At 62.5% G+C, this 24,958-nt stretch carries 25 protein-coding genes and 1 tRNA gene; 15 read left to right on the plus strand and 11 right to left on the minus strand.

Translation table 11 applies throughout. The annotated features are described in order from the left end of the window. Positions 1–20 precede the first annotated feature (20 nt). The 4 genes from C453_RS13830 to C453_RS13845 form a co-directional block, all read right to left on the minus strand. Positions 21–647 (minus strand): cyclase family protein, encoded by a 627-nt coding sequence (locus C453_RS13830; RefSeq protein WP_008325284.1) that lies wholly within the window; start codon positions 645–647, stop codon positions 21–23. A gap of 66 nt (positions 648–713) precedes the next feature. Further along, positions 714–2,426 carry a glutamate--tRNA ligase gene (locus C453_RS13835; protein WP_008325286.1) on the minus strand — a complete coding sequence of 571 codons (1,713 nt, stop codon included), beginning with the start codon at positions 2,424–2,426 and terminating at the stop codon, positions 714–716. A 238-nt stretch (positions 2,427–2,664) separates the two neighbouring features. Then, positions 2,665–3,711 carry a geranylfarnesyl diphosphate synthase gene (gene idsA3, locus C453_RS13840; protein ID WP_008325287.1) on the minus strand — a complete coding sequence of 349 codons (1,047 nt, stop codon included), beginning with the start codon at positions 3,709–3,711 and terminating at the stop codon, positions 2,665–2,667. Beyond that, the gene (locus C453_RS13845) at positions 3,711–5,063 is read right to left on the minus strand and encodes a ribonuclease J (RefSeq protein WP_007543429.1); all 1,353 of its coding nucleotides are present in this window, start codon (positions 5,061–5,063) and stop codon (positions 3,711–3,713) included. The genes idsA3 and C453_RS13845 overlap by 1 nt, the downstream gene beginning before the upstream one ends. A gap of 511 nt (positions 5,064–5,574) precedes the next feature. On the opposite strand from C453_RS13845, the gene C453_RS13850 reads away from it, so the two are divergent. The 3 genes from C453_RS13850 to purF all read left to right on the plus strand — a co-directional run bounded on the left by C453_RS13850 (position 5,575) and on the right by purF (position 7,781). Continuing rightward, the gene (locus C453_RS13850) at positions 5,575–5,802 is read left to right on the plus strand and encodes an LSM domain-containing protein (RefSeq protein WP_007543428.1); all 228 of its coding nucleotides are present in this window, start codon (positions 5,575–5,577) and stop codon (positions 5,800–5,802) included. Then, positions 5,799–5,975, plus strand: a complete 177-nt coding sequence (locus C453_RS19620) for a 50S ribosomal protein L37e (protein WP_004042936.1) — start codon at positions 5,799–5,801, stop codon at positions 5,973–5,975. The genes C453_RS13850 and C453_RS19620 overlap by 4 nt, the downstream gene beginning before the upstream one ends. 327 nt (positions 5,976–6,302) lie before the next feature. Further along, positions 6,303–7,781 (plus strand): amidophosphoribosyltransferase, encoded by a 1,479-nt coding sequence (purF, locus tag C453_RS13855; RefSeq protein WP_008325290.1) that lies wholly within the window; start codon positions 6,303–6,305, stop codon positions 7,779–7,781. A 330-nt stretch (positions 7,782–8,111) separates the two neighbouring features. Here purF and C453_RS13860 read toward each other — a convergent pair whose 3' ends face one another. Then, entirely contained in the window at positions 8,112–8,672 is a 561-nt protein-coding gene (locus C453_RS13860; protein WP_008325291.1) for a DUF420 domain-containing protein, read from the minus strand. A 143-nt stretch (positions 8,673–8,815) separates the two neighbouring features. Here C453_RS13860 and C453_RS13865 point away from each other — a divergent pair. From C453_RS13865 to C453_RS13895, 7 genes are all read left to right on the plus strand, one after another. Then, positions 8,816–8,900: transfer RNA gene (locus tag C453_RS13865), tRNA-Leu, on the plus strand. A gap of 254 nt (positions 8,901–9,154) precedes the next feature. After that, on the plus strand, positions 9,155–9,676 hold the full coding sequence (locus tag C453_RS13870) for a helix-turn-helix domain-containing protein (RefSeq protein ID WP_007543422.1): 522 nt from the start codon (positions 9,155–9,157) through the stop codon (positions 9,674–9,676). Between the two features lie 35 nt (positions 9,677–9,711). Next, complete coding sequence (locus C453_RS13875; protein ID WP_008325299.1) at positions 9,712–10,902, plus strand: alanyl-tRNA editing protein; 1,191 nt, start codon at positions 9,712–9,714, stop codon at positions 10,900–10,902. Positions 10,903–10,982: 80 nt separating this feature from the next. Then, positions 10,983–12,128, plus strand: coding sequence for an acyl-CoA dehydrogenase family protein (locus C453_RS13880; RefSeq protein WP_008325301.1), 1,146 nt, complete (start codon positions 10,983–10,985; stop codon positions 12,126–12,128). Between the two features lie 51 nt (positions 12,129–12,179). After that, entirely contained in the window at positions 12,180–12,734 is a 555-nt protein-coding gene (locus tag C453_RS13885) for an HAD family hydrolase (protein ID WP_008325303.1), read from the plus strand. 200 nt (positions 12,735–12,934) lie between these two features. After that, positions 12,935–13,354, plus strand: coding sequence for a hypothetical protein (locus tag C453_RS13890; RefSeq protein ID WP_008325305.1), 420 nt, complete (start codon positions 12,935–12,937; stop codon positions 13,352–13,354). A 45-nt stretch (positions 13,355–13,399) separates the two neighbouring features. After that, positions 13,400–13,756 carry a DUF6249 domain-containing protein gene (locus C453_RS13895; RefSeq protein ID WP_008325307.1) on the plus strand — a complete coding sequence of 119 codons (357 nt, stop codon included), beginning with the start codon at positions 13,400–13,402 and terminating at the stop codon, positions 13,754–13,756. A 27-nt stretch (positions 13,757–13,783) separates the two neighbouring features. Here C453_RS13895 and C453_RS13900 read toward each other — a convergent pair whose 3' ends face one another. After that, positions 13,784–15,244: an RtcB family protein gene (locus C453_RS13900; protein ID WP_008325309.1), complete on the minus strand. Its 1,461-nt coding sequence runs from the start codon at positions 15,242–15,244 to the stop codon at positions 13,784–13,786. Positions 15,245–15,344: 100 nt separating this feature from the next. After that, complete coding sequence (locus C453_RS13905) at positions 15,345–15,755, minus strand: archease (protein WP_008325311.1); 411 nt, start codon at positions 15,753–15,755, stop codon at positions 15,345–15,347. A 123-nt stretch (positions 15,756–15,878) separates the two neighbouring features. Between C453_RS13905 and C453_RS13910 the strand changes: the two genes are divergently transcribed. From C453_RS13910 to C453_RS13925, 4 genes are all read left to right on the plus strand, one after another. Then, positions 15,879–16,355, plus strand: a complete 477-nt coding sequence (locus tag C453_RS13910) for a GNAT family N-acetyltransferase (RefSeq protein ID WP_008325313.1) — start codon at positions 15,879–15,881, stop codon at positions 16,353–16,355. 72 nt (positions 16,356–16,427) lie between these two features. Continuing rightward, the gene (locus tag C453_RS13915) at positions 16,428–19,013 is read left to right on the plus strand and encodes a UvrD-helicase domain-containing protein (RefSeq protein WP_008325315.1); all 2,586 of its coding nucleotides are present in this window, start codon (positions 16,428–16,430) and stop codon (positions 19,011–19,013) included. 74 nt (positions 19,014–19,087) lie between these two features. Next, the gene (locus C453_RS13920; RefSeq protein WP_008325317.1) at positions 19,088–20,056 is read left to right on the plus strand and encodes a sugar phosphate isomerase/epimerase family protein; all 969 of its coding nucleotides are present in this window, start codon (positions 19,088–19,090) and stop codon (positions 20,054–20,056) included. Between the two features lie 6 nt (positions 20,057–20,062). Continuing rightward, positions 20,063–21,193, plus strand: coding sequence for a Gfo/Idh/MocA family protein (locus C453_RS13925; RefSeq protein WP_008325319.1), 1,131 nt, complete (start codon positions 20,063–20,065; stop codon positions 21,191–21,193). Positions 21,194–21,232: 39 nt separating this feature from the next. On the opposite strand, the gene C453_RS13930 is transcribed toward C453_RS13925, so the two are convergent. The 3 genes from C453_RS13930 to C453_RS13940 form a co-directional block, all read right to left on the minus strand. Continuing rightward, positions 21,233–22,081, minus strand: a complete 849-nt coding sequence (locus C453_RS13930) for a translation initiation factor eIF-2B (protein WP_008325321.1) — start codon at positions 22,079–22,081, stop codon at positions 21,233–21,235. A gap of 92 nt (positions 22,082–22,173) precedes the next feature. Then, positions 22,174–22,530 carry a DUF5822 domain-containing protein gene (locus C453_RS13935; protein WP_008325322.1) on the minus strand — a complete coding sequence of 119 codons (357 nt, stop codon included), beginning with the start codon at positions 22,528–22,530 and terminating at the stop codon, positions 22,174–22,176. A 63-nt stretch (positions 22,531–22,593) separates the two neighbouring features. Next, positions 22,594–23,088 carry a type IV pilin gene (locus C453_RS13940; RefSeq protein WP_008325323.1) on the minus strand — a complete coding sequence of 165 codons (495 nt, stop codon included), beginning with the start codon at positions 23,086–23,088 and terminating at the stop codon, positions 22,594–22,596. Between the two features lie 166 nt (positions 23,089–23,254). Between C453_RS13940 and panB the strand changes: the two genes are divergently transcribed. Further along, complete coding sequence (gene panB / locus C453_RS13945) at positions 23,255–24,064, plus strand: 3-methyl-2-oxobutanoate hydroxymethyltransferase (protein ID WP_008325324.1); 810 nt, start codon at positions 23,255–23,257, stop codon at positions 24,062–24,064. Positions 24,065–24,097: 33 nt separating this feature from the next. On the opposite strand, the gene C453_RS13950 is transcribed toward panB, so the two are convergent. Continuing rightward, on the minus strand, positions 24,098–24,877 hold the full coding sequence (locus C453_RS13950) for an alpha/beta fold hydrolase (RefSeq protein WP_008325325.1): 780 nt from the start codon (positions 24,875–24,877) through the stop codon (positions 24,098–24,100). Positions 24,878–24,958 lie beyond the last annotated feature (81 nt).

A 24,958-nucleotide genomic window follows, 5' to 3' on the forward strand; every position in this document is an offset into this window, starting at 1 on the left:
GTGTGGTCCCGTCTTCCGACTTAAACCTCCGCGACGACTCGGGCGGGTGCCCCGTCGGCATCGACGCGAAGCGGCATCACGAAGAGGTCGAACTGGCGGTCCACGGGGAGCGCGTCCAGCCCGCGGAGGTTTTCGACGATGAGTAGTTCCGAACCCAAGACCGCGTGGTGGACCGGGACGCCGTCGTTACCTGTTGGGTCGGGACTGAGCGCGTCGATGCCGACCGAAACCCCGTGGTCTGCACACCACTGCCCCGTCTCGGGTGCGAGCACCGGATGGTCGGTCATTCGCTCGGTTCCCCACTCGCGTTCCCAGCCAGTTCGAAAGACGAGGAAGTCCGTATCGTCGGCTATCCCATCGGGAATCGACCCGGGTCCGACGAGCTCTCCCGCGCCGACATCGCGGCAGTCGACCGCTTGGGCCGTAAAGCGCAAGTCCGCCACCGCGTAGTCGTCGAGTGTTCGCCCGTCCGGTTCGGTGTGGGATGGTGCATCGACGTGCGTCCCGGCGTGTGTTCCAAGTTCGAGACGCGAAACGCGATAGCCGTCGGTGTCGAAGTCCGCGTGCGATTCGACAGAGATGGGTGGGTCGCCGGGGTAGGTCGGCATCCCCGATTCGACGAGGCGAGTGAGGTCGACGAGCGTCATGGCTGTCCGTTCGTCGGTGGCCGTAAAACGAGTGTTCGTATCGAGCGGTTCGACGCGAGGGTCGAATTACTTGTGCGCGAAGTAGACGACTGTCTCGTCGTCGTCGCGGTCGTCCACGCGGACGAAGCCGACGCGCTCGAACTGGACGAGTTCGTCGACAGGCACGTCGGCGAAGTCGGGTTCTGCGACGCCCGTCACGTCGCCGTCCATGGTGCGCATCCGAACCGAGACACCGTCGGCGGGTGCCCAGTGAATCACGTCGACGTCGCCCTCGCGGACCACGTCGAGGTCGTCGCCGGTAGCGACGAGCGTGTCGTCTTCGCGGCGGACGGCACCGAAGCCCTTGAGCCAGACGCGGTCGCCCTCGGCGGGCACGTCGCCCGATTCGAGGAGGACGCTGTCGCCGACGGGGATGTCACGGGTGCCGCGGTCTTCGAAACTCGGGTGCAGCGGCGGGTGGGCGGTGTCCGGGCCGCCCTCGACGGCGAACTCCTCTCCGTCGCGGACGAGGAAGTAACGGTCCGTCTCGTCGTCGACGAGGTCGCGGTTGTTCGAGTAGATGGAACTCATCGAGAGGTCCACGTTCGAGGTTGACGTGCCGAGTGCGACCATCGCGTCGACGATGGCCTGTCCGCGGATACCGCGGCGACGGAGGCTCTTGAGCGTCGGCGCGCGCGGGTCGTCCCAGCCGTCGAGTTCGCCGTCGTCGATGAGTTGCTTGAGCGTCGAGGTGGACATCTTCACGCCGTAGGCGTCGACCTGCACGTGGCCCCAGTGGATGACCTCGGGGTACTCCCAGTCGAAGTAGTCGTAGACGAACTGCTGGCGCTTGGCGGAGTCCTGCAGGTCGATACCACGGATGATGTGGGTGACGCCTGTGAGGTGGTCGTCGACGCCGGACTGGAAGTCGAGCATCGGCCACGCACGGTAGTCTGCGGCTTCTTCGCGCGGGTGCGGCGTGTCTATCATGCGGAAGGCGACCCAGTCGCGCAGTGCGGGGTTCTTGTGCTCGATGTCGGTCTTGACGCGGAGAACCATCTCACCGGACGAGTACTCGCCTGCGACCATGTCCTCGAACTCCTCGAGGGTCGTCTCGGCGTCCTTGTCGCGGTGTGGACACGGCTTCCCGTCGTTCTTGAGGTTCGAGAAGTCCTCGCCCGAGCACGAACACGTGTACGCGCCGCCCATCTCGATGAGTTCGCGGGCGTGGTCGTAGTAGGTCTCGACGCGGTCCGACGCGCGAATCACGTCGTCGGGTTCGAAGCCGAGGAAGTCGATGTCGTCGAGGATGGCGTCGTAGGCGTCGAGGTCCGGGCGCTTCGTCTCCGGGTCGGTGTCGTCGAACCGGACGATGAAGGAGCCATCGTACATCTCCTTGTAGGTCCCAATGACGGCGGGCATGCGTGCGTGGCCGATGTGCCACGGGCCGTTGGGGTTCGGCGCGGCGCGCATGCGAATCTCGTCGTACCCGTCGGCGTTCGGCAGGTCGGGAAGCAGCGAGTCGTCTTCCTCGTCTTCCGCTTCCATCTCGGCGAGTTCCTCGGGCGCGAGGTCTTCCAGTCGGTCGCGCTTTTCGGTGTTCGAGAGGCTGTTGACCTCCGAGACGACCGGGCCGATGACGCCCGGAATCTCACCGCCGTGCTGACGGAAGTCGGGGTTCTCGCCCATCAGCGGGCCCATGATGGCACCCACGTCGGCGTCGCTGTCGTGTTTGACCGCGTTGAGGAGGGCGTGTTTCTCTGCTTCTCGCTCTACGCGCTCTCGAAGCTCGTCGTCCATTATCGTCCGATTCCGCGGCGCGCGTAAAAACAGGCCCGGATTGCGGGAAGGGTAGTTCTCGCACGCGGGCAGGGGTACGGTACATGTTAGCATTTGTGAATAGATATGTATTGCGCTGACAGCGTTACAACTCGTTTTCAGTTACTGCACTGCTCACGTGGTGGTACGTTCAGGAGAAAGACGGCGAGTGCGACGAGTACCACCGAGCGGGACTCGGTGGTCGCCGCGAGCTGCGTCCTCAGTAGCCGCGCGTGATGAGGTAGTCCGCGATATCGCGGAGTAGGTCACGGGCCTCGTTGTCCGGGAGGACGTCGAGGTCGGCCTTTGCCTGGTCGGTCAGGTCTTGGGCCATGTCGCGCGCGAAGTCGATGCTGCCGGCCGCTTCGAGGTCGGCGACAGCGGATTCGACCTCGCTTTCGGTGAGTTCCTCGGCCGTCTCGGCCTCGACGAGGTCGTCCACGTCGACGCCCTGCTGGCGCGCGTGGAGGAAGATGATGGTCTCCTTGCTTTCGACGAGGTCAGAGCCGCGCTGCTTGCCCAGTTTCTCCGACGGGACCGTCAGGTCGAGCACGTCGTCCTGAATCTGGAACGCGCTTCCCGACTTGAGGCCGTACTGGTAGAGTGCCTCGACCACGTCGTCGTCAGCACCCATGAGGACCGCCGGGATGGCGGCCGCAGTGCCGTAGAGCACTGCCGTCTTGAGTTCGACCATCTGGAGGTACTCGTCGGGGAGCACCCCGGTCCGGTGTTCGAACTCGATGTCGAGCGCTTGCCCTTCGCAGATTTGCGTACACGTGGTCGCGAGCCGACGAACGGCTTCGAGACCGTCGGCCGGGTCCGACCCGGTCTTCGTCAGCAGTTCGAAGGCTTTCGCGTACAGCGTGTCGCCCGCGAGGATGGCGGTCTCGGTGTCGTATTCCTTGTGAACCGCCGGAACGCCGCGCCGAAGGGCATCGTCGTCCATGATGTCGTCGTGGATGAGCGTGAACGACTGGATGACTTCGATGCCGACGGCGGCGACCATCACGTCGATGGCGTCGCCCGAAAGCGTCGGGAACGCGCGGTAGTCTTCCGACATCGGTTCGACGTCGGCGAGGGACTCGGCCGTCAAGAGTGAGACTGTCGGGCGAAGGCGCTTGCCGCCAGCCTTCAGGAGGTACCGAGAGGCTTCGTAGAGCCGCTCCGGCTCCGCCATCGGCACGTCCTCGTCGAGTGCCTCGTTCACGAGTTCGCGTCGCTCGCGAATCGCTTCGAGCACTCGCTGTTCCGTCGCGTCAGGACTCATCAGTCCACCAGTTGGATCATGTTGCCGTTCCGCGTCACGTGGAGGTCGCGGCCGAGGGCGTAGCCCTGACTCTCCGCGAGGTCCACGTACGGAGCGAAGCCTTTCAGGTTCTGGTGAGCCGGGATGAGGTGTTTGGGCTGGAGTGCCTGCAGCATCTCGTAGTGGCCCTCCTCACGAAGGTGACCAGAGACGTGGATGTCGTCGTAGATGCGGGCACCCTGCATGCGCAGGAGGCGCTCGGACTGGTAGCGCTGGCCCTCGTTGGTCGGCTCCGGGATAACCCGTGCCGAGAAGATGACCTTGTCGCCGTCTTCAATCTCGTACGGCGTCTCGCCGCGACCCATGCGGGTGAGCATCGCGCGCGGCTCGCCCTGGTGGCCCGTGACGATTGGCAGGAAGTTCTCCTTGCCCTCCTTCATGATTCGCTTGAAGGTGCGGTCGACGGACTTCCGGTGACCGTACATCCCGAGGTCGTCGGGCAGGTCGACGAAGCCGAGGCGCTCGGCCGTGCCGGAGTACTTCTCCATCGAGCGGCCGAGGAGGACCGGCTGACGACCGATGTCCTTGGCGAATTCGACGAGCGAGGAGACACGCGAGATGTGCGACGAGAACGTCGTCGCGACGATACCGCCGTCGTAGTCCTCGACGGAGGTCATGACGTCCTTGAGGTGGCGACGAGCGACGGACTCAGAGGGCGTGCGGCCCTTTCGACCGGCGTTCGTACAGTCCTCGATGTAGGCGAGGACACCGTTGCCCTCGCGGCCGATTTCGCGGAAGCGCTTCATGTCGATTGGGTCTTCGAGGACCGGCGAGTGGTCCATACGCTTGTCGAGACCGTAGACGACGGCACCCTCCGGCGTGTGAAGAACCGGGTTGATGGCGTCGATGATGGAGTGAGTGACGTGGACGAACTCGAGTTCGACCTGTCCGGAGTCGCCGATGGACATCATCTCGCCCGCTTCCATCTTGACGAGGTCGTTGTTGACGTTGAACTTGTTCTCGCCCTCGATTTGCTGTTTCACCAGTTCGATGGTGAACGGTGTCGCGACGATGGGCGCATCGTAGCGGTGTGCCAGCTTGGAGATGGCACCGATGTGGTCGAGGTGGCCGTGCGTCGGCACGATTGCCTGCACGTCACCCTCGAGGTCGCTCATGACACGGTCGTCCGGGATGGCGCCCATGTCGATGAGGTCGAGGCTGTGCATCTTTTCGGTCTCAACGTTGTCGTGGATCAGAACCTGCGACAGGTTGAGGCCCATGTCGAAGACGACGACGTCGTCGCCCGCACGGACTGCCGTCATCTGACGGCCAACTTCTTCGTATCCGCCTATGGTTGCAATTTCAATTTCCATGGTTTATCTCTCGATATTCCGAGCATCGAAAGCCACGATGTGGCGAAGGTGCTCACGGAAAGACGGGTGTCTGGGGGCCACCGGCCCCGGCGTCTTGCAGCTCGTCGGTCGAATGACCCCGCGTGCGAGGTGGCCCGCATCTGGTTCGAATCGGGCACACCCGCACTTACCCGCGGGTTTGTGGTACTCCCAACTACTCACGGGGGTACTAAAAACTACGTGGGTTCACTGCGCCCGCCTGCTCGCCCGACGACGCCGGGATATGTTGTCTAATTGGAACGAACCGGCACGGAGCGATGGTGTGGCTCCGATTCGGTCGCAAGATTGTGAATCACAAGCAACGTTGTCTCGAACGACGTTTTCAATCGACACATCGAGAGGCCGATACGCACAAAGTGCGAGGCGGAAGGTGTCACTAACTGGTATTAATATCGACCAAATGGGCGTGAACGTGGGGTGACGTGGCCCTCGGTCCGGCACCTTTAAGATAACCACGAGATGGAGTTCAAACATGAGCGGTCGACCTCTCGACGTCCTCGAAGAGTCACTGGACGAACCGGTGACCGTTACTCTCAAGGACGGCAGCGCATACTACGGCGTCCTCGCTGGCTACGACCAGCACATGAACGTCGTTCTCGAAGAGTCACTCGACGACACCATGCCCGGGGATATCGAACTCGAGCAAGTCGAAGACACAACCATTATACGCGGCGATAACGTCGTGACCATCAAAGCATGACGGGTGCAGGAACCCCTAGCCAAGGAAAGAAGAACAAGACGACGCACGTCAAGTGCCGTCGCTGTGGCGAGAAGTCCTACCACGTGAAGAAGAAGGTCTGCTCGTCCTGTGGCTTCGGCAAGTCGAAGAAGCGTCGTAGCTACGCCTGGCAGTCGAAGTCTGGCGATAACTAACCAACACACTGACGGTCGATTCGACCGTTTCTGTCTTTTGTCTCGCCGCTTTCGGCGGGCACCGACAGCAACCTTCCTGACACCCGGTTCGTTCTGCAACTGTGCTACCAGTTACCACTAGTCGGGATACTGGCTTTCCTTCGAGAACCTTGTCACTTTGATAGCACGCAAGTCGCCGGGAGAGTGTCCCGTCCGGGAAATGCTCGCTACACAAATTTGTCGCCCGCGAACGACAATATACACAAACTTGGATAATTCGGGGTTGGAAAACCCGTGGTTACCGCATAAGGACGGGTTTTTTACCCCATGGCTGCCCTACCATCTGGTATGGCAACTGGGCGGGACGACTCCCACCACATCGGCGGACTGACTGAGAAGTGTGGCGTCGTCGGCGTCGCACTCGACAGTCGAGACGCCGCACGACCCCTGTACTACTCCCTATACGCCCTCCAGCATCGGGGACAGGAGTCGGCAGGCATCGTTACCCACGACGGGTTTCAACAGCACAGCCACGTCCAGATGGGTCTCGTCGGCGACGCCTTCGGCCCTGACGACCTCGACGGGCTGAAGGGGACGACTGGTATCGGTCACGTTCGGTATCCAACCGCTGGCGACGTGACGAAGTCATGTGCGCAGCCGTTCGCCGTCTCGTTCAAGTCCGGGTCGCTCGGGCTCGCACACAACGGGAACCTCGTCAACGCAGACGAACTGCGCGACGAGTTGGAGAACCACGGTCACGCGTTCACGTCGACGGGCGACACCGAAGTCATCGCTCACGACCTCGCGCGCAACCTCCTCGAAGAAGACCTCGTCCGTGCTGTCAAGCGAACGATGGAGCGAATCCACGGCTCCTACGCGCTGACTATCATGCACGACGAGACGGTCCTCGGCGTGCGCGACCCCGAAGGGAATCGCCCGCTCTGTATCGGCAAAGTCGACGACGGCTACATCCTCGCCTCCGAATCTGCGGCCATCGACACACTCGATGGAGAACTCGTCCGCGACGTTCGACCGGGCGAACTCGTCGTCCTGTCTCCCGACGGCTCCGGATTCGACTCGTATCAACTCGTCGAACGCGAGAACACGGCCCACTGCTTTTTCGAACACGTCTACTTCGCGCGCCCCGACTCCGTGATGAACGACACGCTGGTCTACGAAGTCCGTCGCGGACTCGGTCGTAAACTCTGGGAAGAGGCGGGTGTGGATTCAGACGTAGTCATGCCCGTCCCCGACTCCGGGCGGGCGTTCGCCTCCGGCTACGCCGACGCTGCGCAGGAAGACGGGGCAGGCGTAGAGTTCGCCGAGGGCCTGATGAAAAACCGCTACGTCGGTCGGACGTTCATCATGCCGACGCAGGACGAACGCGAGCGCGCCGTGCGCCTGAAACTCAATCCTATCAAGAGCACTGTCAAAGGAAAGTCGGTCACACTCATCGACGACAGCATCGTCCGCGGGACAACCTCGACCCAACTCGTCGAACTGCTCTACGAGGCAGGCGCAGAGGAAGTTCACATGCGTATCGGTGCCCCGCCTATTGTCGCGCCGTGTTACATGGGCATCAACATGGCCACCCGCGAGGAACTCATCGCCTCGGACAAATCCGTCGAGGACGTGCGCGACACCATCGCCGCCGACAGCCTCAGTTATCTCTCTATCGACGCCATCTCGGAGGTGCTCGGGAAGTCCCGCGCAGACCTGTGTCTCGGTTGTGTCACCGGCGAGTACCCGTACGACATCGACGACGAGACGACCGACCGCGACGTCACCCGCCCCGCAGTCGGTGTCGACGTGCCGGTCAGCGACTGACGGCCACTCACGGGGGTCGAATCGCTCCAGCCACGACGTTTTATCATCTATCCAGACGGTCACGAATTCCACGATAGCATAGTCAACACGGCGTTTCTTGACCCACGCGTCCGTCTGTGGAATCGTACTTCAGCCCATCCAGACCGGGTTTTGGGATGGAGTACGGAGTGCGACACCGACGAGGCGCTCGTCTCTCTTACGTTTGCTCGAGCGCCCTCGTCTTAGTGACCTGCCGGTCGCGTCCACGTACCACTCCCGCCTGCTCGCCGCGTGCGGTGACGGACACTCCGCCAGCGCCACGGTGCAGACGGGACTCTCCCTACACGCAGGTTAGTAGAGCACGTAGAGGAGGAGATAGACGACGTTCCCGAGGACGAACGACACGAGCCACAGCGACGCCGCTAGGCGTCCAAACCGAGCGTGGTCCGTTCCGAACACTTCGGAGATGGGGCGCGTCATCGCCAAGAGCAGGGCGTAGTAGACGACGGGGACACAGATGATTGCGAGAAGCATGTGAATCGCCAGCGTCGGGAGGTAGACGAATTGGTAGATTGTCTCTGGCCCGGGGAACTCCGTCGTGCCCTGGACGACGACCTTGTAGAGATAGAGGACGAGAAACGTCGCAAACAGGGCGAACGAGGTGAGCATCATCTGGCGGTGGCGCGCTATCTCGCCGCGTCGGACGAACCGAATGCCGGCGAGAATCGTCACGATAGCGATGGTGCTGATGACGGCGTTCACGTGCGGAATCGCGCGCAGCACCTCCTCGGATGCGTGCGGGATGGCTGCGCGTGGAATCGCCCCGAGAACTGCACCGAAGACGAGCGTGAGCGAGACAACCGAGAGCGCGGCAGTCAGGCCGCCGACGTGGTTGCGGGCACGGAACTCCATACCCGTACTGGAGGCCTGCGCACGCAAAATCGTTCTGTCCGAACACAGTCCCACGGCGTCTGCAAACGCCCGACATTGCCGCGCCGAAAGGAAAGTCATTTAAATTACCGCGGGGTAACGTGGAATGCAGTAAGACACAGCGAGCGTGGGTAGCCAAGCCAGGCCAACGGCGCAGCGTTGAGGGCGCTGTCCTGTAGAGGTCCGCCGGTTCAAATCCGGTCCCACGCATCGCAAGATGCAGGTGATTTCCTACATGGACATCACCCACGCACAATCCTTCCGAACACTACACTCCTGAGAGACACCTCTCGGGTTCTTCTCCGACACAGTCCCGCGACACAGTACCACGACAATAGACAGCGACTGCGCTGTCCTGTAGAGGTCCGCCGGTGAACAGTCGCCATGTCGAGTGCTCACAGTGCCCGACCGCCTGCCCCGGCCGGGGCCGCGAGTTTAAAAGGGTCGAACGAGTAACACGCCCCATGGCGAAGTACTCGACGAATCGGGGTGGAGGCGGCTCCGACGGCGATAGTTGCGAACTCTGCGGCCGAACGACGGGGAAACTCCGGCGCGCGAACGTCGCTGGTGCCGACCTACTCGTCTGTTCTGACTGCGCACCGCACGGCGACAACCGCCACGCCGACAAGAAGCGCGAGGAGTCGTCGTCCTCTCGTGACTACTCCGAGCAGAACCGCCGCAAGCGCGCCGCCCAACGGACGGCGAAGATGTACGACAGCGCGAAGGGCGACTCGAAACACTGGGAAGAAGAAGGGACGAACTACGAGAAAGACCGGCTTCCGTACCTCGTCTCCGGCTACGGCGGCGTGGTCGAGTCGGCTCGGCAGGATGCTGGCCTCCAACTCGCCGAACTCGCCGACGAACTCGAACTCGACGAGAAGCAACTGCTCGCAATCGAGCAGGGACGGGCGACGCGAGCCAACATCGGTGGGTCGGTCATTCGCGCGCTCGAAGAACGCCTCGACGTGTCACTCGTCGACGAGTAGCACGACTTTTCTTTCTCGGGCGTCTCGACGCTCCCATGCCACTCTCTCTCGCACCGTCGAACCCGGAGGTCCGGGCATTCGAGGCAACGGTCACGAGTGTCGACGAGCGGTCTGTCGTCCTCGACGAGACGTACTTCTATCCGGAAGGCGGCGGGCAACCTGCCGACCGGGGTGTCCTCGGCGGTGTCGAACTCGCCCACGTCTACGCGGAAGACGACGTCGTCGTCCACGAACTCGCGGAGACTCCTGACTTCGATGTTGGGGACGAAGTCACTGGCGTCGTCGACGACGACTATCGAACCTACTGCATGCGAGCGCACACCGCGAGTCACGTCCTCTACGGCGCGGCGCGGCACATCTTCGACGACCTCGGATACGGTGGCTTCGACATCACAGAGGAGAAAGTCCGCGTCGACTTCGAGACCAGCACGGACGTCGACGACGCAGCACTGGTCGAACTGGAGCGCCTGGTCAACCGTGCCGTCTGGGACTCCCGCGAGGTGTCGTGGGAAGAGATTCCAGTCTCAGAAGCGCGCGAGCGCGACGAAATCGCGTTCAACGTGAAGACCGAAGAAGGCGTCTTCGCCGATGCCGACGAGGTCCGAGTCGTCACCGTCGACGGGTGGGATTGGGGTGCCTGCGGCGGAACCCACGTCTCGAACACCATCGAAATCGGCCCCGTGGAGGTCCTGGGTCGCTCGAATCCCGGCGAAGGACTCACGCGCGTCGAACTCGCTGTCGGCCCGTCGGCCATCGACCACCGCGCGGAACTCCAGACGGCCGCCTACGACGCAGCGCGGGCGCTCGGCACGAATCTCGAAGACCTTGGTGACGTTGCAGCCGAAACAGTCGAGTCACGCGCCGCGCTCGAAGGCGAACTCGCCGACCTGAAAGCAGAGACACTCGGGACGCGCCTCGCGAACTTCGAGACGCTCGAACGAGACGGCGGCACGTGGAAGGTCGGGTCGGTCTCGGGATTCGAAGCGAACGACGTCGGCGAGGCCGCGAAGGACACCCGCGGCGAGGCAGACGTCCTCGTCGCCGTCGGCGACTCCAACGCACCGTTTATCGTCGTCGCCAGCGCGGGTGACGTTTCGGCGGGCGATATCGTCGACGACGTGACAGACGAGTTCGGTGGTGGCGGTGGTGGCAGCCCGACGTTCGCTCAGGGAGGCGGTCTCGGTGCAACCGCCGACGAGGTACTCGCGTTCCTCCACGAGTACTGATAGCGCCCATCACTGTCGGATTTGAACCCGTCGCGGGACAATTCACTCATCTTTTTCAATTATGGTTCGTAGAAGAGACCATGGTAACAGTAGGGTCCGACATCGCGCTGACCGACGAGCAGCGGGCCATCCGCGACCTCGTCCGCGAGTTTGCGGTCGAAGAGATTCGCCCGACCGCCAGCGAGGCGGACGAAACGGAGACGTTCCCCGAGGACGTGTGGGACGGTCTCGCCGAACTCGACCTGACCGGGCTGACTGTCCCCGAGGAGTACGGTGGCTTCGGTGCCGACCGAATGACGTACTCCGTCGTCAACGAGGAGGTCGCCTACGGCCAACTCGCCGTCGCGACTGCCCTCTCGGTCCACTGTCTTGCGACCGAGTGTATCGCCGAGTTCGCAACCGACGACCAGAAAGAAGAGTGGCTCCCGAAGATGGCCGACGGCCGCCCAGTTGGGATGTTCGCACTCTCGGAACCCGAAGCCGGGTCGAATCCAGCGGAGATGTCCACTGTCGCGCGCCGCGAGGGCGACGAGTTCGTCATCAACGGCAAGAAACAGTGGATTACGAACGGCCAGCGCGGTGGCGTCTGTATCCTCTTCGCGAAGACGGACCCGGAGGACCCCGGCTCTGTCACGCAGTTCCTCGTCCCCGAGGACGCCGGCTACGAAGTCGGCAAGAAAGAAGAGAAGATGGGGCTTCGCGCCTCCGACACGACGGCGCTTCTCTTCGACGACGTGCGCATCCCGGCAGAAAATCAGCTCACCGAAGAGGGCCGCGGTCTCTCTGCTGCGTTCCACATCCTCACCGGCGGCCGCATCGGCATCGCTTCGCAGGCGACCGGTCTCGCGCAGGCCGCGCTCGACGAGGCGGTCGAGTACGCGAACGAGCGCGAGCAGTTCGACAAGCCGATTTCGAAGATTCAGGCCATCCGCCACAAGATTGCGGAGATGGGGACGCAGGTCCACACCGCGCGGACGCTGGTCCGCGAGGCCGCTCGCGTCGCTGACGCTGGCGAAGACCCGCGCACCCCCGCCGCGATGGCGAAGTACTACGCGAGCGAAGCGGCGGTCGACGTAACCAACGAGGCGGTGCAGGTCCACGGTGGCTACGGCTACACGACCGACTTCGACGTGGAGCGCTACTACCGCGACGCCAAGATTACGACCATCTACGAGGGCACGAGCGAGATTCAAAAAGAGATTATCGCGCGGTCCCTCCTCGACTGAGCGGCTCCGTCGCCCGAAGCGTCTTTTTTCTCCGCTGTCTTAGACCGGGCAATGACTCTCCCGGACCTCTCCGGTTTCGACGCCGTCGTCTACGACCTCGACGGCACGCTCGTCAATCTCCGTGTCGACTGGGACGAGGCTGCCCGAGACGCCGCGCTGGTCCTCCGCGAGGCTGGCGTCGAGGCAGACGCGATGGACCTCTGGGGCATGCTCGACGTTGCGGACGACCACGGTGTCCGCGACGACCTCGAACGCGAACTCGCGGCGCACGAACGACAAGGCGCGTGGACATCGGACCGCCTGCCGCTTGCTGACCACCTCCCTGAGGACGGCGTTCCCTCTGGCATCTGCTCGCTCAACGCGGAGAGTGCCTGCCGTGTCGCGCTCGACGTGCACGAACTCGAACCCCACGTCGATGCCGTCGTCGGCCGCGACTCTGTGGCGACCGAGAAACCGGACCCTGAACCACTTCTCGCTACGCTCGAAAAGATGGGCGTCAGTCCCGGCTCAGCGGTGTTCGTCGGCGACTCCGCTCGGGACGAAGTGACTGCCGACCGCGCCGGTGTCGCGTTCAGATACGTCGGCGATGGACCGTCTGGTGTCTGAGTAGAGACTCTCTGCAAGGGTATTGAGGGCGAACAGGCGGCACGACTGCTCCGCGGAGCGGTGTGCCGCACACCCGCAGTCCGCCCCACGGCGATGGTCAACGCACGAGGGGGCTGGCCGCGGAATCGAATATAAATCTTCGCTGGGGCGACTGCTGATTCTCCGTGTGGGTTAAGCCCGCCGCGTCCTACCTCCTTTTCATGGGATACCCGGTCTCGTACTACTGTCCGCACTGCGGCGCAGTGGTCGAAGTCGAACGTGACGGCTACCTCGCAGACAAGTCGGTGACGCCGTATCCGCTGGCCGGGTGGGCGTACGTCGACCCGGACGACGACTTCGAGGCGGACGACGCCGACGGCGTCCACTTCGTCTGCGGCGAGAGCGATGCGCCCGATCTGACGTGGACAGACGTGGTCAGCGAGGCCGACGACGTGGTGAATCCAGGGTTGGAGTCGCCGTGCGGTCGCGACTTCTATCTCTCGTTCGTACGGTACGAAAACGGACGCGAGGTGGAGTCAGTTCCCGAAAGCGACTACGTCGTTATCGGCGGGCAAGGGCCATCGAGTCCGCGGGGGCCGGACGCCGGGCCACGTGGTCCCGGCGGATTTTCCCCGAGATAGCCGCTGTCACTGGTAATTCAATACGTCACGCGGCGATGGTCTGGTATGTTCCCAATTCAGACTGCCTCCGGCATCGGTGACGCGCTGTTCTTCGCACCGTTTGCCCTCCTCGGAATCGCTATCCTCGGGTTCGGCGCTGTGGCCGTCTACCTCGACCACAAAAAGGAGATGGCGCTCATCGAAAGCGGCCAGTACGCTGACGCCGACCGCGACTCGCGGGCGTGGGTTCTCGGCGGCGGACTCCTGTTGCTCGCACTCGGTCTCGGGAGCGTCGTCTCGTCGTTCCTCTCCGGTGGGCTCGGTGCCGTTGGAGAAGGCGTTACTGCCGTCTTCGTCGGCCTCGCGGCGCTCGCGTACTACTTCTACAAGCGCCGGGCAGCGGCCGCGACGGCGGCGGTCTGAGAGCCGCCGAATCGAGGGCGTTCGAACTCAGCCCTTGATGTTGCAGACGGGGAAGGTGCGGACGACCTTGTCGCCGATTCCTAACTCGTCGGAGACGCGGACGACTTCGTCGACGTCCTTGTAGACGCCCGGCGCTTCTTCGGCGACCGTCGCGCCGGACTGCGCCTTGACGTAGATTTTCTGTTGCTCGCGGAGTTCTTCTTGCACCGTCTCGCCCCAGTACTCCTGTTTCGCCTTTGTTCGGCTCATCAGTCGACCCGCACCGTGAGCGGTCGAACCGAACGTGAGGTCCAGCGACGAGTCGCCACCGCGGAGGACGTAGCTTCCGGCACCCATGCTGCCGGGGATGATGACCGGCTGCCCGACCTCGGCGTACGCAGGCGGGAGTTCGGGTCGGCCCGCGGGGAACGCTCTGGTCGCACCCTTGCGGTGGACGTAGAGTTCGCGTTCGTCGCCGTCGACGGTGTGAACCTCCTTCTTGGCGATGTTGTGCGCCACGTCGTACAGCAGGCGCATGTCCATCTCGCGCCAGTCGCGGTCGAACACGTCGGCGAACACCTCGCGCGTGCGGTGCATGATGAGCTGTCGGTTCACCCACGCGAAGTTGATGGCGGCGCACATCGCGCCGTAGTACTCTTCTGCGAGTTCCGACCCGGCGGGCGCGGCGGCGAGTTCCTTGTCCGGCAGTTCGTCGAGCAAGTCGGCGTGTTCCTTCTCGATGCGCCGGAGGTAGTCCGTACAGGTCTGGTGACCGAGGCCGCGGGAGCCACAGTGAATGAGGACGACGATTTGGTCGGCTTCGAGCCCGAACGACTCCGCGACGTCCTCGCGGTACACGTCGGTGACGCGCTGGACTTCGAGGAAGTGGTTGCCGGAGCCGAGGCTACCAATCTGGTTGCGTCCGCGGTCTTTCGCCTTCTGTGAGACGAATTCGGGGCGCGCGTCGTCGCGGAAGCCTTCGTCTTCGCAGTGTGCGAGGTCGTCTTCGGTGGCGTAGCCCGCATCGACCGCCCACTCCATCCCGCGTGCGAGAATGTCGTCGATAGTCTCCGCGTCGCCGGTCACGACACCGCCGCCGCCGAGGCCGCTCGGGATGGCGTCGAACAGCGCCTCGACGAGTTCTGCTTCCTTCCCTTGGAGGTCCTCGTAGGTGAGGTTCGTCGTCATCATGCGGACGCCGCAGTTGATGTCGTAGCCGACGGCTCCGGGCGAGATACACCCGTCTGTCGTGTCCGTCGCGCCGACGCCGCCGACGGGGAACCCGTACCCCTGATGGCCGTCGGGCATACAGATGGCGTGGTTGGTGATGCCCGGCAGGTGCGTCGCGTTTCGCAACTGTTCGAGTGTCTTGTCCTGTCCAATGTGTTCGAGCAACGCTTCGGAGGCGAGCACCCGCGCCGGGGCGTTCATCTCGCCCTCCTGCGGAATCTCCCAAACGTGCTCGCGAACTCGTCGCAGTTCGATGTCTCCGAACTCGCGTGTGGTCATATCCGAACGTTCGAGATGGCGATTCAATAGGATTCCGTCACGAGCCGGGTCGGGTCGAGTCGAGCGCCAGAAAATCAGTTGGTGGTCGGGCAGGCCGCGCTCACACGTCGAAGACGACGTAGGCGTCCCACCCCGCGTCGCTTTCTTCGAGTCGCATCTCGGAGTAGGTGACTGCCTTCACGTCGCGGGCGGTCACGTCGTCGAACGGGACGCCGCGTGCCGAGGCTTCGACGACCCACTCGTCTCCCTCCTGCCGGACCGTCGCGTCGTGGTCGGCGGGGAGGACGCCGCGCACGTCGCGCTCGTAGATGAGTTCGTCGAGGTAGTCGAACAGCGCCGCCTCTCTGCTCTCGGCGCGCACGGAAAGTGAGAATCGGTCGCCGGTGTCCGCAACCTCGTCGCACATCGCGGCCGTGAGGCCGTCTGCGACCGCGGCGAAGACGTCGCCGAGACTGTCTCCTGCAGCCTCGACGGCCACGTCGGCGGTGTGTTCCCGGAGTGTGAAGCTCATACCGACTCGTCGGTGACAGGCACCCCTCGTCTTTTCGGTCGGCGGGAGGAGATGTAAACAGACATCGTGTGCGCCGTTCACACGGACGGTGGAGTTATATTCTCCCTCCGGTTACCTCGATTTGTGAGCGTCAACGTGAAGATACGGGTCGACGGACCCGGCGAGACTGCGTACGCCGAGGAGGCGTGGGACCTCAAGGAGGTCATTCGGGTCAACGAGGGACTCCTGAAACAACGCCGCGGCTTCTTTATCGACGCCTATCGTCGTTCGACCACGTATCTTCTCTTCGAAAACGACACGCTCGTCGCGTTCGCCTCCACACGGCGCGACGGCTACATTCTCTTTCTCGCCGTCTCCCCCGAGGCACGAGGCGAAGGCCACGGGAAACGACTCGTCGCCAAAGTCGCCAACAACCATCCGGTCGTCACCTGCCACGCCCGCACGACGAACACGAACGCGCTCGAATTCTACAAAAACCTCGGCTTTACCGTCCGCCGGCGCATCGACGGCTACTACGAAGACGGCGGCGCGGCGTACTACCTTCGCCTCGGTGAAGAGGCGGGGCTTCGAGAGCGCCTCTCCGAATTCTTGCGTCGCTGACTACGAGCTCCGTCTGGTGAATTTCCGACAGCTATTCATCATCCCATTGCAGTTGGCAATTCGAGTGACAAAATGGGATTCCGTTCGTTTATTGCCAACATCTTTGGCAGCGATACGCAGTCGGGAGCGACTGATAGCGGTACGGGGGCGGACATCGGTGATGAACACTCACGTTCTACCTCACAAGAGGAACCTGTCTCGCATCCTGGACCAGTTCGCTACGATGACGAGGAGCGGGCAAACAGACTCCTCGAAAAGCACCACGACCTCTTCTTCGTCGAAGAAGAAGACGGCCGGTACGAACTCAATCCCCGGCAGAAAGAAGCGATTGTCAAGTTGGGAACGCACAACCAGATCGTCGCGGGCGCGGGGACGGGAAAGACGTTCTCACTCACCTACCGCGCCAAGTTTCTCGTCGAAGAAGGAGTCAAACCACACGATATCATCGCACTCACATTTACGAAAGACGCAGCCGAGGTGATGGGTCAACGGCTCGCTGGTGAGCCAGAAGAACGGTTATTCGACGAACCGGTCAGTATCGACACTCGGACACTTCACTCGCTTGGCTCGAACATTCTTCGGAAGAAGTACGATTTCGAACTCCTCGTCGAGCAACGTCAACACACACTCGTCGCAGACATCCTTTCGGAGTTCTGGGAACAGGACCCTGAATTTCGAGACCGGTTCCACGCCTTCCGGGCCGCGTACCAACAAGAGCGGTTTGCTCCCGACAAACCCAATGTCATCACGGGCTATTTCTACTCGCAGCTCCCGAAGTCTTCCTCACTCGCGGGGGACGCTATCTCACAGTTCCCATTTGCAGAACGAATCGCCCACGAGACGATTGCAGACTTCTTGTTCGAACACGGTGTCAGATATCGAAAAGACAAGCTGGCGTCTGTCACCAAGACCGACAACTTGCCGTATTTCAGACTCTTTGAACTCCCACAGTACGACCTAACGGTTGAGTACGTTCTCCCTGCTCGTCTCAGGGACGAGAAACCAATCTACAAGCGTCGCCCGGGAGCGTCGGAACTGAGACGACTCCACAGCGGGACCGACCACGACGTCCTCATCATCGAACACGACGAACTCTTCGATACCGACCGGGTCAACAAGCAGACACTGAAACGAACTCTCCGAAGAGAACTCCGTAACCACGGCGTCTCACTCGACGCCGATGGATTCGAATTCGACGTGCCAGAAATCTCCGACTGGCACACCTCTCGTGACGTCAAACAAGAACACTGGCGGGTGTACTGCTACAACGTCCTCTGGACCGACATCGTCGACCAGTTCGTAGATTTCATCTCTCGAACGAAAGAGAACCAAAAAGACCCACGAGACGAACTCAGACGCGCGAGTGAAGACGAGTACTTATCGATGGTCTGGGACTTCAGCCACTGTGCGGTCGAAGTCTACGAGGAGTACGTGTCACGTCTCGACCGCGACGACCTCTTCGATTTTTCGGACCTCATCATCGAAGCGACCGACCTGCTCCACAATCCTCCCGAATCAGTCGACCTCTCCGAGTTCGAGTACGAGCACGTGATGGTCGACGAGTTCCAAGACCTCAACCTCAGCCAACTCGAACTCGTCCAAGCGCTGCTCGACACGAACGACGAGTCGTGTCTCTTCGCGATTGGCGACGACTGGCAGAGCATATACGGGTTTAAAGCGGCCAAACCAGAGTTCTTTATCGACTTCCACAAACACTTCACGCCTGCAACGCAGACAGAACTCGTAACGAACTACCGGTGCGACGAGACGATTGTCGAAGCTGGAAACACGCTCATTTCGAACAACGAAGACCAAATCGACAAATCGGTCGATGCTCACTCGAACGACAGTGGCGAAATCTACGTTCACACAGTCCCTTTCTCCGACGAATACGAACAGCAGACACTCGAGAAAATCATCGAACTCGTCGAAGATTCGCCGTACCTTCACCCCACTGGCGATGGGAAGCGTGGAGGAGACATCATGGTGCTCGCGCGAACTCGTACCGGTTCGCCGTCGATTCAAAAGATACGGAAAGAGCTACGTGACCGAGATATCGTCGTTGGGGACCATAGCGAACCGATGGCCGTGAGTGTCGACACCGGGCATAGTTCGAAGGGCGAAGAAGCAGCACACGTCATCGTCACCAACGCAATCGAGGACACGGGTGGCTTCCCCACCAGCGACCAAGTGAGCCTCCAGTCGCTCGTCGAAAGTCGACCGACCGGTGACGAGTTCATCGAAGAAGAGCGACGCCTGTTCTACGTCGCCGTCACTCGGGCAGAATCGCGACTCGATATTCAGACGAGCGACGAAGCACCGTCGCGATTCATCAACGAGATTCGTGAATTCGCCCAATTCGACGAGCGAGGGAACCCTGCTGATATCGAGTCGCTTCGCGCGTACGAAGGAGAGAGAATCACTGCGAGCATAACCGTCAGTGACCAGTTTACCGACGCCGTCGGGAAAGCCAAAATCGACGCTATCTCCCGCGACTCGCTCCAACACCTCGTCGGAACATCCGTAAAATACGTTCAGTTCACAGAGCTGTCCCCGAAACCGGGTGACGAACTCGAACTCACGAATGCACTCGTCGACGAGTACCAAGGCAGCATACAGCTCAAAGTCGACAATACTGCGAGCATCTCTCGTCAGTAATCGCAACTGATCGACTGGAATCACGGGCTGCCTATTCCTTAATTTTTATTCGCTTCGTAGTAGTATGTCTGTGTATGTACATCGGAGTGCTCACTGTCCCGCTCGGGAACGAATCCCTCGACGACGCGCTCGACTACCTGTCGAGTATCGGCGTCGAAGGTGTCGAACTCGGTGTCGGTGGCTGGCCCGGCGAAGACCACGTCGACCGCACAGCAGTCCTCGGTGACGAAGACGCGCAGGCCGACCTGCTCGCGGCCGTCGAAGACCGAGACATGCAGATTAGCGCGCTGGCGACCCACAACAACCCGCTTCACCCGGACGAAGAGACGGCGGCCGAAGCGGACACGGAACTCCGCGAGGCTATCGAACTCGCCGACGCGCTCGACGTGAACACCGTCACCTGTTTCTCCGGCCTGCCCGCGGGCGGCCCGAACGACGAAGTCCCGAACTGGATTACGGCCCCGTGGCCGACCGAGCACGCCGACGCCCACGAGTACCAGTGGGACGTCGCCGTCGACTACTGGTCCGACCTCGCCGAGTTCGCAGACGACCACGGCGTCGACATGGCTATCGAGATGCACCCCAACATGCTCGTCTACGAACCGACGGGGATGCTGAAGCTCCGCGAGGCGACAAACGAGCGCATCGGCGCGAACTTCGACCCCTCGCACCTCTACTGGCAGGACATCTCGATTACCGACGCGATTCGCTTCCTCGGCGAACACGACGCCATTCACCACTTCCACGCGAAGGACACGAAGGTCTACGAGTCCGAATCGCGCGTCAAGGGCGTCCTCGACACCACCTCCTACGCCGACACCGCCGACCGCTCGTGGCTCTTCCGGTCTATCGGCTACGGCCACGGCGAAGAACACTGGAAAGACGTCGTTTCGACGCTCCGGATGGTCGGCTACGAGGGCGCGCTCTCTATCGAGCACGAAGACGCACTCACATCCTCGAACGAAGGCCTCGAAAAGGCCGTGGACGTCCTCGACCGCGCCGTCTTCGAGACGCAACCCGGCGACGCCTACTGGGCGGAGTGAACAACGATGACTGAACCCCTCACAGTCGGTGTCCTCGGTTACCGATTCATGGGCAAAGCGCACTCCAACGCGCTCGCCCGCCTCCCGATGTTCTTCCCCGACGCGCCGGACGTCGAGCGCTCGGTCATCATCGGCCGCGACGAAGAGGCCCTCGCCGATGCCGCCGAGCGATTCGGCTTCGAATCGACGGCGACCGACTGGCGCGACGTCGTCGACGACGTGGACGTGTTCTACAATCTCGGGCCGAACCACCTCCACGCCGAACCCTCGATTGCGGCGCTCGAAGCAGGCGCACACGTCTTCTGCGAGAAACCGCTCGCGCCGACGCTGGACGAAGCCGAAGCGATGCGCGACGCCGCCCGCGACGCCGCCCGCGACGCCGACGGCGTGGCCGGGTGCGCGTTCAACTACCGCTTCGTCCCGGCTATCCAGTACGCGAAAGGCCTCATCGAAGACGGCGAACTCGGTGAGATTCACCACGTCCGCGGCCGCTACCTCCAAGACTGGCTCGTCGACCCCGAGGCACCGTGGGCGTGGCGCATGGAGAAGGAGTACGCTGGGTCCGGCGCGCTCGGCGACCTCGGCGCGCACACGGTCGACCTCGCGCGCTTCCTCGTCGGCGAGGTTGCGGGCGACATCGAGCGCGTCTCCGGGCACCTCCAGACGTTCGTGGACGAGCGTCCGGTTCCCGGCACGGACGAGTACAAGCCCGTCACGGTCGACGACGCGTACACCGCACAGGCCGAGTTCGAAAACGGCGCGGTCGGGTCGTTCGAGGCTTCGCGCTTCGCCAACGGCCACAAGAACGACCACACCATCGAGATTCAGGGCTCGGACGGGAGTCTGAAGTTCTCGCTCGAACGCCTCAACGAACTGGAGGTCATGACGGGCGATTCGCGCGGCTACGAAACGGTTCTCGTCACCGACGAAACAGACCCGTACGTGGACCACTGGTGGCCGCCAGGCCACGTCATTGGCTGGGAGCACACCTTCGTCCACGAGAACTACGAGTTCCTGTCGGCGGCCGCCGAGGGAAGTGAGTTCTCCCCGTCGTTCGAGGAGGCCTACGAAGTACAGGAGATTCTCGACGCAATCGAGCGCTCCGACGACAGCGGCGAGTGGGTCAGTCTGGACTAACCTCGCTGCGTCGTCGACTCGAAAACCAGCGACTCGCCTTCAGTACTCTACGACGCCTTCGTCAGTGATGACCTCGTCGATGAGGTCGACCGGTGTGGCGTCGTAGGCAGGGTTCTCGATGTCGATGCCCTCGACGGGTTCGAGCATGACCTCGCTTGGCGACCGAATCTCGTTTTCGAAGCGGAACCCGTCGTCGACGAGTTTTGCGCTCGACCCGACGACAGTCACGGGGACGCCGACTTCGTTCGCGGCGGCGACGAGCGGGAAGGTGCCGACGCGGTTGTAGAGCGTCTCGTCGACGATACAGTCCATCCCGATGACGACGCGGTCGCACTTCGGGAGGAAGATGCCCGAGGCACCGTCGACCATCAGGTGCGGTTCGACGCCGTCGATGTCGGAGAGTTCGCGGGCAAATTTGCGGCCGAGGAAGCGCGGCCGTGCCTCCGTGACGTACGCGCGCAAGTCAGCCCCGTCTTCGACGGCGAGTTCGACGGCCTCCATGACCGTCGACGAGTAGTCGTGTGTGAGGAACGTCGCGCCGTCTTCGAACATCTCGGCAGCGTTCTTCGCAGCGCGGTGTTTGCCCGTCTCGACTTTCTCGACGACGCGGTCGATGGTCGAAAGCGTTCGTTCGCGCGCCTCGTCGATGTCGTCGGTCTGCCCCTGCACGTCGTTGAGGACCTCCTGTAACGCATTGTAGAGAGAGGCGTGCGACGGGTTCGCGCGTTTGAGGGCGCTGACGTTTCGTTCGAGGTCGCGTTCGAACTCCTCGACGGTGACGTAGTCGCGCTCGGTTAACTCCGCGAGCGACTGCGCTGCCTTGACGGCGACGACCGAGGAGCTGTGCGTCTGCATCTCACGAATCTCCTCGATGGTCTCGTCTATCATACGCGAACGTCGCCGTATCGTGTGAAAGAGTTTCCGGGAGTCGTCAGGCACTGGGAGCGGGACGCCTTGAGGAGAGACAGCGTGGAGTGTCGTCAGTCGCCAGCCCCAGCGTCCGACTCGGAATTGCTGGTGGGCGAGGTGCCGTCCGAGTTACTGGCGCTTTCCGGAGTGGTGGCCTTCTTTGGGTTGATGTCGTCGTCCGGCTTGGTGCCGCCGTCGCCTGCATCGGTGCGCTTCGCGTAGACGTACACGGCGATTGCGGTGAGGAACCAGATGACTGCACCGACGCGGATGGCGAACTCGGCTTTGTCTCCCCACGTCGGGAGCGTCGCGTTCAACGAGAGGAGAGCGACGATTGGGGAACCGACGAGAATCGTCGTGACGAAGGTCGTCTGCATGACCCAGCCGTAATCGACACCGTCGGGATTCGAGCGCTCGACAGGTTGCACGGGTAGTGGTATCACGGTGGGGGCTAATGCGTGCCGATTCCCGTCGCCCGCGACGGTTCGAGTTCAACAGTTGCTGCTGGTCGAGGTCGGGTCGGACGGAATCTCGTAGTCGACGAGCATCTGTGACGAGCCGTCTTCGTACTCGATGATGACACGGTAGCGCTGTCCGGCGTTGCAGATTGGATTCAGCACGCCGTCCGACCCCTCACCATCGATGTGAGCGTACTCTCCGGCCGGACCGACCTGTGGCCCGCCGGTCCAGACGTCCTCCCACGCGATTCGGTTGCCGCTGTCGTCGACGACGAACACGCTATCGCCGTCTTCGAAACTGCCGCGGTCGTGGGAGATGTTGATGTACGCCCCACTTCCGCTGTTTCCCTCCCCGTCAGGGTGGTACGACACGTCGAACGCGACTTGCGGCCGTGGTTCGCGAAGCGTGTCGCCGAATCCAGTGACCATGATACCGAGGATAGCCGCGAGGAGGACGACGACGACGAGCATGAGTGCGACGCCGATAACTGGTGAGACACCGCGGCGCGCGGGTGTCTGGGAGGGCATAATTGTCTCAATGAAGTGGCTGCAATCGATATGATCCTATCTCACTCGTTTATCCTAGTTTGACACTCCAGCCCTCTCACACCGTTTGCACGCTTCGACCGCCTTACTGCTCTGAGTCGCGTCGACAAAGGGGGACGCTCATAACCCGGACGGATGAATGGCAACTATGGCCACGGTACGTTCCCTTCGGGCGAAGGCTGGAGACGAGCCAATCACGATGCTCACGGCGTACGACGCGCCGACAGCACGCATCGTCGACGAGGCCGGAATCGACATCATCCTCGTCGGCGACAGCATGGGCAACGCGTCGCTCGGATACGACTCGACGCTCCCAGTCACGGTCGAAGAGATGCACAGCCGGACCGCGGCAGTCGCCCGCGCGACCGACGACGCGCTCGTCGTCGCCGACATGCCGTTTCTCTCGTTCGGTGTAGACGAGGCTGCGAGCATCGAGAACTGCGGCTGCATGCTCAAGGAAGCGGACGCCGACGCGGTTAAATTAGAGAGTGGACCTCACACCGTCGAACTGACCGAGCGACTCGTCCAACTCGGCATCCCCGTGATGGCACATCTCGGTCTCACGCCGCAGCGCGTGAAAGAACTCGGGCTCAGCAGACAGGGAACCGACCGCGACGACGCCCGCGAAATCATGGACCTCGCGAAGAAACACGCCGAGGCCGGCGCGTTCTCGCTCGTGCTCGAACACGTCCCCGCGAACCTCGCACAGCAGGTCACGGAGGCAATCGACATCCCGACAATCGGCATCGGTGCTGGTCCCGACTGCGACGGGCAGGTGCTCGTCATCAACGACGTGGTCGGCATGGGCGACAGCGTCCCGCCGTTCGCGGCGCAGTTCGGCGACGTGAAATCGGAGATGGAGTCCGCAGTCGATTCCTACCGCGACGCCGTCGAATCCGGCGAATTCCCCGCGGACGAACACAGCCACGTCGAAGGCGACCTCGACGAGTTGTACTGAGGAAATCGCCGAAATCGGGTCTATTGGGGGTGTTCAGACCCGGCGGTCGAGGAAATCCTGTACAGCCGCGTTGAACGCGCGGGGCTGTTCGAGCATCGCGAGGTGTGCAGCGTCTTCTATCGTCGCGAGTTCGCAGTCCGGTATCTCGTCGGCGAGATACTCGTGATAGCTCAGGGGCGTCAGCTTATCGTGTTCGCCGACGAGCGCGAGCGTCGGTACGTCGATACTGCCGATTTCGCCGCGAATGTCGAAGGTGTGACACGACCGAAAGTCGCGGCTGGTGACTGCTTGTCCCGCGTCGTACATCGCCTGCTTCGACCCCTCGATGAACCGCTCGTCGGTCGTGTGAAACAGGTGGTCGTCGCCGTGGAGGAACTCCACTGCCCTGTCGAAGTCGTTGTCGAGCCATTCGAGCAGGTCTTGGAGGACCGAGAGCTTTGCCCCGGTGCCCGCGAGGACGAGTGCGTCGAGGTCGATGTCGCGTTCGAGAGCGACCATCATCGCGACGGCACCGCCGAGTGAGTTTCCGACGAGGACGCTCGCACCCGTCTCCTCGGCGACGGCAACCACGTCGTCGACGTAGGCCGAAAGCGCTTCGTACCCCGCATCGGCGTCCACGTCGTCGCTCTCACCGTGGCCGCTGAGGTCGAGTGCGGCCACAGGATAGTCGCTCGCCAGTCGGAACTGTCCACGCCACGCGCCCAATGCGCCGCCGCTGCCGTGAATACACAGAATCGTCGGGCCGTCACCGCCAGCATCACGGAGACGATAGTTCGTCGTCCGCCCGTGGTGGTCTACCGTCGCTGTCTCCATATGTATGAACGTGTGCCCGCCGGGTGAATAAACCCCTACGACGTGGTGAGTTCTCCCTCCCAATCGGGCGGTACGGTGAGC

The organism is Haloferax elongans ATCC BAA-1513 (assembly GCF_000336755.1).
Classification (GTDB): domain Archaea; phylum Halobacteriota; class Halobacteria; order Halobacteriales; family Haloferacaceae; genus Haloferax; species Haloferax elongans.

Bases quoted from the DNA above. Each gene is read 5' to 3' on its own strand.
- C453_RS13920 (WP_008325317.1), top strand. From the start codon at position 19,088: ATGTACATCGGAGTGCTCACTGTCCCGCTCGGGAACGAATCCCTCGAC.
- C453_RS19620 (WP_004042936.1), top strand. From the start codon at position 5,799: ATGACGGGTGCAGGAACCCCTAGCCAAGGAAAGAAGAACAAGACGACG.
- C453_RS13870 (WP_007543422.1), top strand. From the start codon at position 9,155: ATGGCGAAGTACTCGACGAATCGGGGTGGAGGCGGCTCCGACGGCGAT.
- C453_RS13845 (WP_007543429.1), bottom strand. From the start codon at position 5,063: ATGGAAATTGAAATTGCAACCATAGGCGGATACGAAGAAGTTGGCCGT.
- C453_RS13885 (WP_008325303.1), top strand. From the start codon at position 12,180: ATGACTCTCCCGGACCTCTCCGGTTTCGACGCCGTCGTCTACGACCTC.
- C453_RS13915 (WP_008325315.1), top strand. From the start codon at position 16,428: ATGGGATTCCGTTCGTTTATTGCCAACATCTTTGGCAGCGATACGCAG.
- idsA3 (WP_008325287.1), bottom strand. From the start codon at position 3,711: ATGAGTCCTGACGCGACGGAACAGCGAGTGCTCGAAGCGATTCGCGAG.
- C453_RS13850 (WP_007543428.1), top strand. From the start codon at position 5,575: ATGAGCGGTCGACCTCTCGACGTCCTCGAAGAGTCACTGGACGAACCG.
- C453_RS13905 (WP_008325311.1), bottom strand. From the start codon at position 15,755: ATGAGCTTCACACTCCGGGAACACACCGCCGACGTGGCCGTCGAGGCT.
- C453_RS13950 (WP_008325325.1), bottom strand. From the start codon at position 24,877: ATGGAGACAGCGACGGTAGACCACCACGGGCGGACGACGAACTATCGT.
- C453_RS13925 (WP_008325319.1), top strand. From the start codon at position 20,063: ATGACTGAACCCCTCACAGTCGGTGTCCTCGGTTACCGATTCATGGGC.
- panB (WP_008325324.1), top strand. From the start codon at position 23,255: ATGGCCACGGTACGTTCCCTTCGGGCGAAGGCTGGAGACGAGCCAATC.
- C453_RS13830 (WP_008325284.1), bottom strand. From the start codon at position 647: ATGACGCTCGTCGACCTCACTCGCCTCGTCGAATCGGGGATGCCGACC.
- purF (WP_008325290.1), top strand. From the start codon at position 6,303: ATGGCAACTGGGCGGGACGACTCCCACCACATCGGCGGACTGACTGAG.
- C453_RS13835 (WP_008325286.1), bottom strand. From the start codon at position 2,426: ATGGACGACGAGCTTCGAGAGCGCGTAGAGCGAGAAGCAGAGAAACAC.
- C453_RS13860 (WP_008325291.1), bottom strand. From the start codon at position 8,672: ATGGAGTTCCGTGCCCGCAACCACGTCGGCGGCCTGACTGCCGCGCTC.
- C453_RS13930 (WP_008325321.1), bottom strand. From the start codon at position 22,081: ATGATAGACGAGACCATCGAGGAGATTCGTGAGATGCAGACGCACAGC.
- C453_RS13895 (WP_008325307.1), top strand. From the start codon at position 13,400: ATGTTCCCAATTCAGACTGCCTCCGGCATCGGTGACGCGCTGTTCTTC.
- C453_RS13875 (WP_008325299.1), top strand. From the start codon at position 9,712: ATGCCACTCTCTCTCGCACCGTCGAACCCGGAGGTCCGGGCATTCGAG.
- C453_RS13900 (WP_008325309.1), bottom strand. From the start codon at position 15,244: ATGACCACACGCGAGTTCGGAGACATCGAACTGCGACGAGTTCGCGAG.
- C453_RS13940 (WP_008325323.1), bottom strand. From the start codon at position 23,088: ATGCCCTCCCAGACACCCGCGCGCCGCGGTGTCTCACCAGTTATCGGC.
- C453_RS13890 (WP_008325305.1), top strand. From the start codon at position 12,935: ATGGGATACCCGGTCTCGTACTACTGTCCGCACTGCGGCGCAGTGGTC.
- C453_RS13880 (WP_008325301.1), top strand. From the start codon at position 10,983: ATGGTAACAGTAGGGTCCGACATCGCGCTGACCGACGAGCAGCGGGCC.